Source organism: Saccharopolyspora sp. NPDC003752 (assembly GCF_053605825.1).
The window spans coordinates 1-12,941 of record NZ_JBSGJZ010000043.1 but is presented as its reverse complement, the minus strand read 5'-3'; the positions used below and the strand labels follow the sequence as shown (position 1 = coordinate 12,941).

The 12,941-nt window shown below is 66.4% G+C and carries 11 protein-coding genes; 8 read left to right on the top strand and 3 right to left on the bottom strand.

Annotation, left to right across the window (positions count from 1 at the left end):
• Positions 1–120: 120 nt before the first annotated feature.
• Together ACWEV3_RS36045 and ACWEV3_RS36040 are read right to left on the bottom strand one after the other, a co-directional pair.
• On the bottom strand, positions 121–1,689 hold the full coding sequence (locus ACWEV3_RS36045; RefSeq protein ID WP_452618196.1) for a solute symporter family protein: 1,569 nt from the start codon (positions 1,687–1,689) through the stop codon (positions 121–123).
• Complete coding sequence (locus ACWEV3_RS36040) at positions 1,686–2,105, bottom strand: DUF485 domain-containing protein (RefSeq protein WP_452618195.1); 420 nt, start codon at positions 2,103–2,105, stop codon at positions 1,686–1,688. Before ACWEV3_RS36040 ends, ACWEV3_RS36045 begins: the two co-directional genes overlap by 4 nt.
• An 837-nt stretch (positions 2,106–2,942) precedes the next feature.
• Here ACWEV3_RS36040 and ACWEV3_RS36035 point away from each other — a divergent pair.
• From ACWEV3_RS36035 to ACWEV3_RS36020, 4 genes are all read left to right on the top strand, one after another.
• Complete coding sequence (locus ACWEV3_RS36035) at positions 2,943–5,906, top strand: nitrate- and nitrite sensing domain-containing protein (RefSeq protein WP_452618194.1); 2,964 nt, start codon at positions 2,943–2,945, stop codon at positions 5,904–5,906.
• Positions 5,907–5,949: 43 nt separating this feature from the next.
• The gene (locus ACWEV3_RS36030; RefSeq protein ID WP_093270958.1) at positions 5,950–6,390 is read left to right on the top strand and encodes a roadblock/LC7 domain-containing protein; all 441 of its coding nucleotides are present in this window, start codon (positions 5,950–5,952) and stop codon (positions 6,388–6,390) included.
• A 76-nt stretch (positions 6,391–6,466) separates the two neighbouring features.
• On the top strand, positions 6,467–6,994 hold the full coding sequence (locus tag ACWEV3_RS36025; protein WP_452618193.1) for a DUF742 domain-containing protein: 528 nt from the start codon (positions 6,467–6,469) through the stop codon (positions 6,992–6,994).
• Positions 6,995–7,071: 77 nt separating this feature from the next.
• On the top strand, positions 7,072–7,674 hold the full coding sequence (locus tag ACWEV3_RS36020; protein WP_452618192.1) for a GTP-binding protein: 603 nt from the start codon (positions 7,072–7,074) through the stop codon (positions 7,672–7,674).
• A gap of 58 nt (positions 7,675–7,732) precedes the next feature.
• Here the strand turns inward: ACWEV3_RS36020 and ACWEV3_RS36015 are convergent, their stop codons facing one another.
• On the bottom strand, positions 7,733–8,797 hold the full coding sequence (locus ACWEV3_RS36015; RefSeq protein ID WP_452618191.1) for a S1C family serine protease: 1,065 nt from the start codon (positions 8,795–8,797) through the stop codon (positions 7,733–7,735).
• Between the two features lie 476 nt (positions 8,798–9,273).
• Between ACWEV3_RS36015 and ACWEV3_RS36010 the strand changes: the two genes are divergently transcribed.
• From ACWEV3_RS36010 to ACWEV3_RS35995, 4 genes are all read left to right on the top strand, one after another.
• Positions 9,274–9,936 carry a hypothetical protein gene (locus ACWEV3_RS36010; protein WP_452618190.1) on the top strand — a complete coding sequence of 221 codons (663 nt, stop codon included), beginning with the start codon at positions 9,274–9,276 and terminating at the stop codon, positions 9,934–9,936.
• An 86-nt stretch (positions 9,937–10,022) separates the two neighbouring features.
• Positions 10,023–11,672, top strand: a complete 1,650-nt coding sequence (locus ACWEV3_RS36005) for an amidohydrolase (protein ID WP_452618189.1) — start codon at positions 10,023–10,025, stop codon at positions 11,670–11,672.
• A 148-nt stretch (positions 11,673–11,820) separates the two neighbouring features.
• Positions 11,821–12,048, top strand: coding sequence for a DUF3311 domain-containing protein (locus ACWEV3_RS36000; protein ID WP_132491256.1), 228 nt, complete (start codon positions 11,821–11,823; stop codon positions 12,046–12,048).
• Positions 12,045–12,914, top strand: a complete 870-nt coding sequence (locus ACWEV3_RS35995) for a sodium:solute symporter family transporter (protein WP_452618188.1) — start codon at positions 12,045–12,047, stop codon at positions 12,912–12,914. Before ACWEV3_RS36000 ends, ACWEV3_RS35995 begins: the two co-directional genes overlap by 4 nt.
• Positions 12,915–12,941: the final 27 nt, after the last annotated feature.

Here is a 12,941-nt window from a genome sequence, read left to right as displayed (position 1 = left end):
AGCCTACTGCTTCTTTTTGGTATCGCGTGCTGGGTTGTTTCCCTTTAGTTTGCGACCCCCCTCCCGTGGAGCATGGGAACCTTCCTGTCAAAAGTGACAGGAAGGTTCCCATGCTCCACGTCAGGACGAGCCGATGCCGGTGAGGGCACGGACTTCCATCTCTGCGGTTCGCTTCTCGCTCACCTGGCCTCCTCCGAGCAGCGTGCCGATGTAGCCGCACAGGAACGAGATCGGGATCGACACGATCCCGGGGTTGCTCAGCGGGAACCACGCGAAGTCCACGCCCGGCAGGATCGAGTCCGGCGATCCCGAGACCACCGGCGAGAAGACGACCAGAACCGTGCACGAGATCAGCCCGCCGTAGATCCCCCACAGCGTGCCGCGGGTGTTGAACCGCCGCCAGAACAGCGAGAACAGCAGCGTCGACAGGTTCGCCGAAGCCGCGAACGCGAACGCGAGCGCCACCAGGAACGCGATGTTCTGCCCGTTGACGAGGATGCCGCCGAGGATCGACGCGGCACCGATCACGAGCGCCGTCAGGCGGGCGACCCGCACCTCCGAGTCGGGATCCGCCTTGCCGCGCTTCACGATGTTGGCGTAGACGTCGTGGGCGAAGGAGGCGGACGCGGTCAGCGTCAGCCCGGCGACAACGGCGAGGATGGTCGCGAAGGCGACAGCTGCGACGACGCCCAGCAACACCGTGCCTCCGACGCGGTACGCCAGCAGCGGCGCGGCCGAGTTCTCGCCACCGGGAGCCGAGAGGATCGCCTCGGTGCCGCTGACCGCTCCCGCTCCGTAGCCGATCACGAGCGTGCACAGGTAGAACAACGCCATCGTGCAGGTCGCCCAGACCACGGAACGCCGCGCCTGCAGAGCGTTGGGCACGGTGTAGAACCGCATCAGCACGTGCGGCAGCCCGGCGACGCCCAGCACCAAGGCCAGGGACAGCGACACGAAGTCCAGCTTGGTCACATCGCTCTGGCCGTACTTCGCACCGGGCGAGAAGATCCGGTCCCCCAACGGGTTCTGCTCCGCCGCGTGCTGCAGCAGCGAGGTCAGGCTGAAGCCGAACTTACCCATCAGAAACAGGGTCATCATGGCCGCGCACAGCATGAGCATGGCCGCCTTGATGATCTGCACCCAGGTGGTTCCCTTCATGCCGCCGACCAGCACGTAGACGATCATCACCAGGCCCACGCCGCCGATAACCAGCGCCTGACCGCCCGAGCTGTGCACGTCGAGCAGCAGTGCCACCAGGCTGCCCGCGCCGGCCATCTGGGCGATCATGTAGACGAAGGAGATCACCAATGTGGACACTGCGGCGGCCGCGCGGACCGGGCGTTGCCGCATCCGGAAGCTCAGCACATCGCCCATCGTGAAGCGGCCCGTGTTGCGCAGGAGCTCGGCCACCAGCAACAGGTTGACCAGCCAGCCCACGAGGAAGCCGATCGAGTAGAGGAACCCGTCGTAGCCGTGCACCGCGATCGCCCCGGCGATCCCGAGGAACGACGCCGCCGACAGGAAGTCCCCGGAGAGCGCGATGCCGTTCTGCGCACCTGTGAACCGGCCTCCTGCGGCGAAGTAGTCGGTGGCCGTACCGGAGCTGCTCACGCGGTAGACCATGTACAGGGTGAGCAGCACGAACACCCCGAAGATGCTCATGTTGAGCACCGGGTTGGCGTTGATCATCGCGGGTCCTCCCCGGTCGCTTCCCGGTACAGCGCCACGACGCGCGGATCGATCTGGCGCGCCGCGTACTTGAGGTAAAGGGCGGTGATCAGGATCGTGGTCACGAACTGGCCGATGCCCATGACCAGGCCGACGTTGACCTCGCCGAAGAGCCGGATGCTCATGAAATCCGGCAGGTAGGCGGCGAGGACGACGTATCCGAGGTACCAGAGGAGGAACACCGCGGTCATCGGGAAGACGAAGCGGCGCAGCCTGGCTCGGAGATCGAGGAATTCGGGGCTTCGCGCGATGGCGGTGTAGTCCGGCGCCGGCCGGTGGGCGCGGGGTGCCGGTTTGTCGATCTGGCCGAAGGTTGCCGGCGTCGCGGGCTCGCCTCCGGGCGTTCGCGGCGGCGGTGGCTGGGTTGCGTTGGGCATGCGTCCTTCCAAGCAGTCGAGCTGCATCGACGTGGTTTCGGTCGATGCTTCGGAGTTCCCCAGTGCTCCGTGGCCGAGCGCCCTGGCTCGCATTCGATCCGGCTTAATCGAGAGTTCTCGGATCCAGGGCGTCGGCGAACCGCGCTGCCCGCGCTGCCAACCGGTTCGGAAGTCTAGCCAGCGAATGCCGCAGCACCGACACGCGCAGCGACACAGCACACACATTGATGAATTCACCGATCACGGTATGTGGTCGTTTTGCCGTGCCGACCCCCTGTGCGGCGCCACCGAAACCGCCCTCCGCAAACCGAAACTCCCTGAGCCGCGGCAAATTTCAGCAGGTCAACTAGGCACTCGACGCGCAGGAAGGGCGACCGGGCGAAATCTCGGCGCGGCTCTGCAACGAAAAAGTCATTCGTAGCCCCAACATCTACCTATCGGGCGACAAAAGCACTTCTGAAGATCGCCCAGCCGAACACGATCAGTGTTCGTGATTGCCAAGATCAACCACCACCCCAGCGAAAATGATCTCCATCGACATGGAATCAGCAGGTCAGCCAGCCGAATTCAAGAACGGAGGAAGATCATTTCATTGCGGTAGGGTTCTCAAAACCGACACCCGGCGAAGACGAATCCGGTGCGGCCGCGATCACCCCCGACATCGCAGGCTCCGGACGCCGGTATCGACGACAGCACCGGCCACCGGCGAAAACCGGCCGCACGCAGCGCCGCCAGCCATGCAAGAACCTGCCGCGCACACCACAGACGGGCCCAGGCTGCCCACCACACGAACGCGCCGTCGGTGAACACCTCGACTGCGCGGGAAAGGACTGCGTCGTGAGCAGCGGACTCGAAAATCCGGCCGCGAACGCGCCCCGGGCGTCCAGGTGGTCCCGCACCACGCCGAAGGTCGCCGAGCGGATCACCACGTGGCGCAACTGGAAACTACCCACCAAGATCGCCGCCGTCGTGCTCGTTCCGGTGATCTTCGCCCTGGTGCTCGGCGTGCTGCAGATCCGCAGCCAGATCAACCAGGCCGACGAATACGCCAAGCTGGACCGGCTGGTCTCGACCGGCAGCGCGGTGCGCGCGGCCACCGACGGCCTGCAGCAGGAACGCAGCAAGGCCGCCGAGTTCCTGGTGCGCGGGCCGGTTTCCGCGCCGGAAGTGCAGGAGCGCTTCACCGCCACGGACCGGGCCTTGGACGACATGCGTCAGCGGCTGCGGGCCACCCCGGACAGCGAGGCGGTCCGGTTCGCCCGGCAGGAAACCGACCGGCGCCTCACCGCGCTCGCGCCGATCCGCCAGCAGGTGCTGGGTGGTCACGCCGACCCCGGGGTGACGATCAACACCTACACCGAGCTCATCGGCGTGCTGATGGCTCTCGACCGCACGCTGATCAGCCAGATCTCGTCGTCGCAACTCGTGTCCACGGCCACCACCGCGCACGAGCTGGGGCAGATCAGCGAGGAAATGCAGCTCCAGCAGGCCCTGGTGCTCACCGGGCTGACCCGCGGCGGTTTCAGCACCGACAACCTGGCCCGGCTCGCGGCCAGCGAATCCCGCCGCACCTCCGCGGTCAAGGAGTTCCGCGCGGCCGCCACCCCTCAGCAGCGGATGCGCTACGACCAGCTGTACGCGAAGCCCGAGGTCCCGGCGAGGGAAACCTCGGTGCAGCTGGCGATGGCCGAGCGCGACAACACGAAGTCGCGGCTCTCCACGGCACTGGTGTCGGCAGCGGTGTGGAAGGACCAGTCCCGGACGGCTCATGGCGAGCTCAACGCGCTTCAAGACCACTTGGACCAGCAGCTGCACGACACCGCGTTCTCACTGCAGGACAACGCGAGCAACATGGCGGGGCTGGAGTCGGTGATCCTGCTGTCGGCTCTACTGGTCGCCGGCGCGGTCGTCGTCGTGGTCGCCCGGCACCTGCTCGGGTCGCTCGACGTCCTGCGGCGCAGTGCGCTGGACACCGCTAACTACCAGCTGCCGCAGGCGGTCGCCGATATCCGCGCCGGTCACGCCACCCGCCCCCGCGTCGAGCGGGTGCCGGTGGAGACCGCCGACGAGATCGGCGATGTGGCGCGGGCGTTCGACGACGTGCACACCCAGGCCGTCAACCTCGCCACCGAGCAGGCCGAACTCCGCCGCAGCTACAGCGACTCGTTCATCAACGTGTCGCGGCGCAGCCAGGGCCTGCTGGAGCGGCAGCTGCGGCTGTTCGAGCAGCTCGAACGCGACGAGGAAGACCCCGACCAGTTGGCGACCCTGTTCCAGCTGGACCACCTGGCCACCCGGATGCGCCGCAACAACGAGAACCTCATGGTGCTCTCGGGTGCGGACCCCGCCCGGCGGTTCACGCAGCCGACCTCGCCCGCGGACCTGATTCGGGCCGCGGTGTCGGAGATCGAGCACTACCCGCGGGTGATCGTCCAGCCGCTGCCGGACGTCAAGATCGTCGGATACGCCGCGAGCGACCTGGTGCGGCTGCTGGCGGAACTGCTCGACAACGCGGCGAACTTCTCGGCGCCGGAAACCCAGGTCGTCGTCTCCGGGCAGCGGTGCGGCGACGGGTCGCTGGGCATCGACATCCTCGACCGCGGCATCGGCATGTCGCAGGACGAGCTCGCGGCCGTGAACCAGCGGCTGACCGGCGACGAGGAGATCAAGACGTCGACGTCCCGGCGCATGGGCCTGTTCGTGGTCGGCCGGCTCGCCGCCCGCCACGGCATCCGGGTGGAGCTGCGCCCCGGCCCGGAATCGACCGGGTTGTGCGTCGCGGTCGGCCTCGGGCCGGAACTGCTGGTGGACGCCGCGCCCTCGGCACCGGTCCAGCGGACCAACGGCATAGTGCCCAACGTCCGCACCGCCGACACGCTGGTGGAGGAGTTCGACTGGGAGGCGGCCGAAGAGGACGCGGCCGGCCAGCGCCAATTGGTGCGCAACGGCTTCCACCTCTTCCGCTCCCCGGCCAACGGCGCGCCGCAGATGCCGCCCGCGGACGCCTTCAACACCGAAGAGATCCCCCGCGAGCCCGTACAGGCCGCCGAGCACCACAACGGTGCGAAGGCGCCGACGCCGATCTTCGACGATCTCGCGTCCGCGTGGTTCCAGGCGACCCCAAACGACGCCACCCGCCCCGCCATCCAATGGCCCGCCCCCTTGGGGGAGGGTGACAGCAAGGGAACTTTCCTGCCACCGGCGACAGGAAGGTTCCCTTCCTCTCAGCCCGCCCGGACCAACGGCCATGGTGGCCAGAGCTCGTGGACCTTCACGAATGACCAGGCCCGGCAGCGGGCCGAGGAAGTCGCGGCGGCAGAACCTTCCGACTACACCGCGGCGGGTCTTCCGCTTCGAGTTCCGCAGGCGAACCTGGTGGCCGGCAGCGCCGACACGGAGTCGGGTGGGCGCGCGCGCCCGCCCCGCGATCCGCACGCCGCCCGCGGTCGGCTGGCGAGCTTCCAGGCCGGTGTTCGACGTGGCCGCCACCGCCAGCAGCTGACCTCGCGCAACGGCGCCGCGCCGACGGGGGCCCCGCAGCCTGACCCGTATCCGCACGCCAACAACGGCACCAACGGCGTCCCGGACCCCGAGTCGCTGCTCGACCAGGAAACCGCCGACTACACGACTGCCGGGCTTCCCCGGCGAACCCCGAGAGCCCAACTGGTCCCGGGAACGGCCACTGAGCCGGACGTCAAGCCGCGCCGCGATGCGGACGTGATGCGTGGACGGCTGGCCAGCTTCCAGCGCGGGGTCCGCGAAGGCAAGCACAGCCTCCGCGACTCGCCCTCGGCCGACTAGCGGCCCGTGACAACCCGAATCAGTGCAGAGGACAGGAGGGCCGATGAACGCCCACAATTCCCAGCCGAACCAGTTCGGCTGGCTAGTCACGGACTTCACCGAACGAGTCCCGGGCGTGGCGCACGCCGTGGTCGTCTCAGCCGACGGGCTGCTGCTGACCGCGTCCGCGAAACTGCCCACCGACCGGGCCGACCAACTCGCAGCGGTCGCATCGGGGCTGCTCAGCCTCACCCAGGGCGCGGCGCGCTGCTTCGAAGCCGGGACCGTGAACGAGACCGTGGTCGAAATGGAACGCGGCCTCATGTTGCAGATGGCGATCAGCGACGGCTCGTGCCTGACGGTCCTGGCCGCGCCGCATTGCGACATGGGTCTGATCGCCTACGAAATGGCCTTGCTGGTGGAACGAGTCGGCCAGATCCTGACCCCGGAACTGCGCTCCCAGTTGCAGGGAACGAATCGTGTGATGACCGGTCAGTCGGTGTGAGGACGGCATGAGCACAGGTCCGGACGCGTCCGGGCGGCACCGATGGGACGACCGAGAGTCGCCCGAAGCTGACGCCATGGCCGAGGTCTTCAACCGGTTCACCCTCGACAGTGGCCGCCGTGGGCGACGCCGCAAGCGTGCGCGCGACGAACCGGAGCCGCAGGGCCCTCCACAACCTGCGGCGGATCCGCCTTGGCCGTCGGCCGAACCGGCTGAAGCGCCGGCCATGTCGGCACCCGAGGAAGCCAGCCCTCAGGAGCCCGAAATCGCAGCGACCTACATCCGGCCGTATGCCTGGACCGGCGGGCGCACGCGATCGAATCACCGTCTGGAACTGGAAACGCTGGTGTCCACCAGCGAGTCGTGCCACCCGGCGCGGCTGCAGCGGCTCGAACACCACTCCATCGCCGAACTGTGCCGGCACCCGCGTTCGGTGGCCGAGGTCGCTGCCCTGCTCGACGTTCCGCTCGGCGTGGCGAAGGTCTTGCTCGGCGACATGGCCGACATCGGCCTCCTGACCGTGCACCAGACAGTGAACGAAAACGGCAGCACGTCGCACTTGTTGCTGATGGAGAGGGTTCTGAGTGGGCTTCGCCGTCTCTGAACTCCGCAGCGCGGGTCTCGTGGAGGTGCGCGCAACCACAAGACGCCAGCTTGACTCGATTACTGAGGTGGGCAGACATGACTCCTGAAACGCGACCCCGACCTGTGCACACCGGTCGGTCCACGACCGCGACCTCGGCGAAGATCGTCGTCGCGGGTGGCTTCGGAGTCGGCAAAACGACATTCGTGGGTTCGGTGTCGGAGATCGTGCCGCTGACCACCGAAGCCGTGATGACCGAGGCCAGCAAGGGCATCGACGACCTGCACGCGACCCCGAACAAGAGCACCACGACGGTCGCCATGGACTTCGGACGGCTGTCGCTGGATTCGGATCTGATCCTCTACCTGTTCGGCACTCCCGGCCAGCAGCGCTTCTGGTTCATGTGGGACGACCTGGTCCGGGGTGCGATCGGCGCCGTGGTGCTCGTCGACACCCGGCGACTCGCAGACTGCTTCTCGGCCATCGACTTCTTCGAAGACCGGCGGCTGCCCTACATCGTGGGGCTCAACTGCTTCGACGGGACCTTGCTCCACCGGGTCGAGGAGGTGCGCGAGGCCATCGCGATTCCGCCCGACGTCCCGATCGTGACCTGCGACGCGCGAAACCGCGAATCCACCAAGCAGGCGCTGATCAGGCTGGTCGAGTACGCCATGCAGTGGTGGATTCGCCGCACCGCTTAAGCCGTTGCAGCATGGGAACCTTCCTGCCACGTCCGCACGAAAGTCCCCTTCCCCACGCCTACCTGTCGCCCTGCAGCCCACCGTTCGGCGAGGTGTATGGGTTGGGGTTCTGCTGCTGGAACAACGAATCGTCGACTGTCTCAGCGGCCTTGTCCTGTTCGCTGCCCAAGGTCACCTCGACCTGCCGCTGGTTGCCACCGGCGGCGTCCGCCACCGTGAGGTTGATCTTCGAGCCAGGTGCGTTGGAGCTGATCTGGGCCACCAGGTCCGAGAAGCTGCTGACAGCCCGGTTGCCGACCTTGGCGATCGTCTCCCCCGCTTTGAGCCCCGCCTTGTCCGCGGCAGAGCCGGGAACGACGGAACTTATGGTCGCCGCGCCCGACTGGCCGTTTGTACCGGTGACACCGAGTTGAGGCTTCGTCGCCACCCCACCGCTGATGAGCTCGTTCGCGACGCGGCTTGCCGTGTCGATCGGGATCGCGAATCCCAATCCGATGTTTCCGGACGCCTTGCTGTTGGACACGATGCTGGTGTTGATGCCGATCACTTGGCCGTCCAGGTTCACCAGCGGGCCGCCCGAGTTGCCGGAGTTGATCGAAGCATCAGTCTGAATACCGTTGTAGATGACGGGCCGACCGTTCTCCCCCTGCACATCGACAGTTCGGTTCAGGGCGCTAACGATGCCTGAGGTCACCGTTCCTTCCAGCCCCAGCGGGGAGCCGATCGCGACGACGGACTGCCCGACCGCCAGCGTCGAAGATTTGCCGAGCTCCGCAGGTGTGAGCCCGCTGGCGCCGTTGAGTTTGATCACCGCCAGGTCGTAGGAGGGCGAAGTGCCCACGACGCTCGCGGTCCGCGTTGTCCCATCGGGCAGGGTGACCGTGATCTCGCCGCCTGAGCCGATCACGTGGTTGTTGGTCAGAACATAGCCGTCCGGAGTGAGCACCACGCCGGTCCCTTCCGAACCGCTTCGGGCTCCGCGAACGGTGATGTCCACTGTGCTCGATGACGCCTTGCCCGCCGCGAACTGCACGGTGCCGGCCTGTGCGTTGACCTGGGTGCCGGTGACAGGGTCGCGCTGCGTAATCGCGGAGTTGGTGCCTCCACCGTCAGCAATGAGCATCCCGCCTCCGACCCCCACACCCCCTCCGACCACCCCAGCGATCAGCGCGGCCGCGACCACGCCTTTCCAACGTCGTGGCTCACCTGTTCGAGGATTGGCCGGGTAGGTGCTCGCTGCCCCCGGCAGCGGTCCAGGCGCAGGGCCGAATGATGCAGTGGGAGCGGTTTCCGGCCCCGGCGTGTGTTGCGTGCCATCTCCGTACTCCGGCGATCCGCCGGAACCAGCTGCTGTCATGCCGTCAACCGTGCCGCGCGAAGCTGAGAACTACCTTGGCGCGAGCTGTTGACTTCGTCGGAATTCACCCTCTGCGGTCGAGCCGCGGAATGGGAAGCATGGGAACTTTCCTTTCACCGGATGACAGGAAAGTTCCCATGCTCGAGGCGTGGAAGCGTGCGGTGGAATGGTCGAGCCCGACACGGGGCCGAAGGTGGGCAAAATCAAATACCCCGGCCTCCGCGCCCGGGATAGTGCTCCGCATGCGTACAACGATCACCACGAACTCAGTCCTGCCGTCCAACGGCCGGCGAGTATTCCGCGTCGTCGAACTGGAGAAGCTCGGAGTCTCGCAGTCGACGTCCTATCGCCGGGCCCGCCCCGGCGGTCCTTGGATGCGACTCGCTCCCGGTGTTCTACTCGTCGTGCCGGGGCCGCCGACGGTCAAAGATCGCATCAACGCAGCACTGTTGCGTGCCGGGCCCGGTGCCATGATCACCGGCCTCCAAGCCGCTCGCCTCCTCGGGCTGGAAACTCCTCCGGAAGATGCGGACATTCACGTCCTGATCCCGCACAGCCGGAAGATCCAGAGCTATCCCGGAACTAACTTCGAACGGACCACCCGTCTACCGGAACCCGTTCTCGTCGACGGCATTCCGGTCGCACCACCGGTGCGTGCCGTTATGGATGGCGCCCGCACTTGGCAGACCTGGGCAGTGACCGAAGCCCTCCTGGTCGAGGCGATGCAGCACAGGAACCGCTGCAGGTTGGAGGACCTGATCGCCGAGATGGAGCTCGGCAGCAGGCGAGGAACAGCGGTGCCGCGTGCGATTCTCCGCGCATTCAGGGACACGACCACGCCGTTCCCGGGATTTCCGTCGCGTGCTGCACCGCCGGCGGGTCATCACGAGCGGGAGGCTGCCTGAAGATCTACGACGTTGGTCTTGGGGCTGGTGCTCGACGGGTTTCCGAGGCAGCATGCCAGGCATCGACCGCTGTCGTGGGAGGTGCTGTGGCGAGCGCTGGACAACCACCGGTTCTGGTCACTGCCCGCCGGATCGTCACCATGGCCGATGAGCCGTATGTGAACACGGCTCGGCCTGCTCTGGCGATCCAGGGCGAGTGGGTCGTCGATGTCGGTGACCTAGGTGACCTGCGCCGCCGCATGCCCGGAGCCGACGTCGTCGACTTCGGGGACGCAACGATCGTTCCTGGCTTCAACGACGCCCACCAGCATCCGACCATGACTGCCGCGAACCAGCGGGGCGTCGATGTGTCCGCGGCCAGCTCCCGGGCGGGTCTTCTTGAGATGCTCAGGATCCGCGCTCGCGACACACCTCCTGGGCAGTGGCTGCTCGGGACGCGCTACGACCACGGACGGTCCACCGGCGGCACGCCCCTGACTCGGTCTGATCTCGACGAGGTCACCGATGCCCACCCGGTGCTTTTGATCAATATCGGTGCGCACTGGGGTGTGCTGAACTCGACAGGCCTCGCCGCAGCGGGGCTGTCCGACGACAGCGTCGCGCCACCCGGCGGCGAGCTCACCAGGGACGCTGCAGGTCACCTCACCGGGGTGGTGCACGAACAGGCGTTGTTCGACCTGGCGTATCCGTCGCTGTCGCGAGGGCGCCCAGTACTGCCCGAGCAGGACCTCGAAGCGGCATTGGCGCAGTTGAAAGGCATTCTCCGGGCGCTGAACGCCGCTGGAATCACGAGCGTCGGCGACGCGATGGTCGGCCCGACCGAACTGTCGCTGCTGCAGGAGGCTCATCAGCGCGGCGAGCTCACGACGAGGGTCAACGCGCTACTCACATACCGGCATGTCGACACGTTCCACGCTGCCGGGCTGCGCACTGGTTTCGGCGACAACTGGCTCCGGATCGGAGGTGTCAAGGCGTTCGCGGACGGTGCTGTCGCCGGTGGCACCTGCCTGGTCGAGGAACCTTTCGAAGGCACAGATGATCACGGTATTCAGACGGTGGATACCGATGAGCTCAACGAGCTGGCATTCCGCGTGCACGCAGCAGGTTCACGGCTTGCGATCCACGCCAACGGCGACCGGGCGATCAAGCTCGTTCTCAACGCCCTCGAACAGGCACGGGCGGCACACCCGACAATCAAGACCGCGCACCGGATCGAACACTGCAGCATGGTGGATGCGGAGATCCTGGCCCGGATGAAGGCCCTGGATGCCATCGCGGTTCCGTTCGGCAGCTATGTGGTTTTCCACGGCGACAAGCTTCTCGACTACTACGGCGCGGACCGGTTGGAGCGGATGTTCGCGCACCGCAGCATGGTGGATGCGGGTGTCGCTGTGGCCGGCTCGAGCGACTTCCCATGCGGGCCCTTCGAGCCCTTGCTCGGACTTGCCAGCTGCGTCACACGGCTCTCCACAGCAGGGCGAACTGCTGGGCGAGTCCTTGGAGCGTCGCAGCAGATCAGTGCACGGGAAGCCCTCGCGATCTACACCATCGGTTCGGCTCATGCCGCTGGTGAGGCCTCGTTCAAGGGGCGACTTGAGGTCGGCAACCTGGCGGACTTCGTCGTGCTGTCCGACGATCCCCTTGACGTGGATCCGAAGCACTTGCCGGATATCCACATCCACGAAACGTGGGTCGGCGGCCAGGCGGTCTGGCGCGACGGGGAGGATCCGTCATGACTCGCGAAGCGACGGCCACGGCCAACAACGACCGCGACGCCATAGCCGGGCGCAGCGCCCTGTCCTGATTGGAGAGCATGGGAACCTTCCTGTCACCCACGCCTCGAAGGTTTCCTCGCTGAGTCGGATTCAACGGCCGGAGGGATATGTGCTCAAGAAACGAAAATCACTGTGGTGGCTGTTGGGTCCCGTCGTGCTCTACCTGCTAGCGCTTCCGCTTTACAACCGGATCGAGCCGGTTGTTCTGGGGCTGCCGTTCTTCATGTTCTGGACGCTGATCGCGACTTTGCTGACACCGGCGTGCATCTGGCTTGCCGCCCGCAAAGATCCGCTGTGGCGAAGCGACCGGCAGCGTACGCGAGGTGATGACGAATGAGCACCAATGCTGTGGTGTCGGTTGGCATCTTCGCCTTGTTCATGCTCGCCGCGGTCGCCCTGGGCCTGCTTTCGCTGCGTGGCCGCGATCGCACGAACCTGGCTGAGTGGTCGGTTGGTGGCCGAAGCCTCGGTACCGTACTGATCTTCGTGCTCATGGCGGGCGAAACGTACACGAGCTTCAGCTACCTCGGCGCCGCCGGCTGGTCCTACAACTACGGGATGCCGGTGTTCTACCTGCTGGCTTATCTCGCGATCGGCTTCGCCGTCGGATACGTCGTCGGGCCGATCCTGTGGAACTACGCCCACCGCAACAATCTCCACAACATCACCGACATCACCGCGTACCGTTTCAACTCGCCGTGGTTAGGGGCCGCGGTGGCGATCCTCACCACGGTGTTCCTGCTGCCGTACATCCAGCTCCAGATCACAGGAATGGGTGTCGTCGTTTCGACGATCAGCTACGGCACGATCGGCCTGGGAGCCGGATACATCATCGCGTTCCTGGTGACCGAGGCATTCATCATCTTCTCCGGCCTGCGCGGTAGCGCCTGGGTGTCCATCCTCAAGGACAGCCTGGTGATCATCACGCTGCTGGTCGTTTTCGTCTACGTGCCGGTGCACTACTTCGGCGGCCTCGGCCCGATGCTTGACCGGCTCGTTTCGGAACGCCCCGAATGGCTCGTGCTACCGGGCCACGGCAAGGAGTCCTTGGGCATGCTGTGGTTCGCCACAACGGGGCTGCTCAACGGTGTTGTCTACACGATCTTTCCGACCACTGTGGCCGGTTACCTGGGTGTGAGGTTGCCCCCGAAGACCGGACACCGGGGTTTCATGCCACGAGGGCTAGGCCTTGACGATAGCTGACGCGCGTTTCGTGGGGGGTTCGGTGGT

Coding starts and splice junctions, on each gene's coding strand:
- ACWEV3_RS36015 (WP_452618191.1), bottom strand. CDS start 8,797: ATGCTCATTGCTGACGGTGGAGGCACCAACTCCGCGATTACGCAGCGC.
- ACWEV3_RS36040 (WP_452618195.1), bottom strand. CDS start 2,105: ATGCCCAACGCAACCCAGCCACCGCCGCCGCGAACGCCCGGAGGCGAG.
- ACWEV3_RS36020 (WP_452618192.1), top strand. CDS start 7,072: ATGACTCCTGAAACGCGACCCCGACCTGTGCACACCGGTCGGTCCACG.
- ACWEV3_RS36025 (WP_452618193.1), top strand. CDS start 6,467: ATGGCCGAGGTCTTCAACCGGTTCACCCTCGACAGTGGCCGCCGTGGG.
- ACWEV3_RS36045 (WP_452618196.1), bottom strand. CDS start 1,689: ATGATCAACGCCAACCCGGTGCTCAACATGAGCATCTTCGGGGTGTTC.
- ACWEV3_RS35995 (WP_452618188.1), top strand. CDS start 12,045: ATGAGCACCAATGCTGTGGTGTCGGTTGGCATCTTCGCCTTGTTCATG.
- ACWEV3_RS36030 (WP_093270958.1), top strand. CDS start 5,950: ATGAACGCCCACAATTCCCAGCCGAACCAGTTCGGCTGGCTAGTCACG.
- ACWEV3_RS36010 (WP_452618190.1), top strand. CDS start 9,274: ATGCGTACAACGATCACCACGAACTCAGTCCTGCCGTCCAACGGCCGG.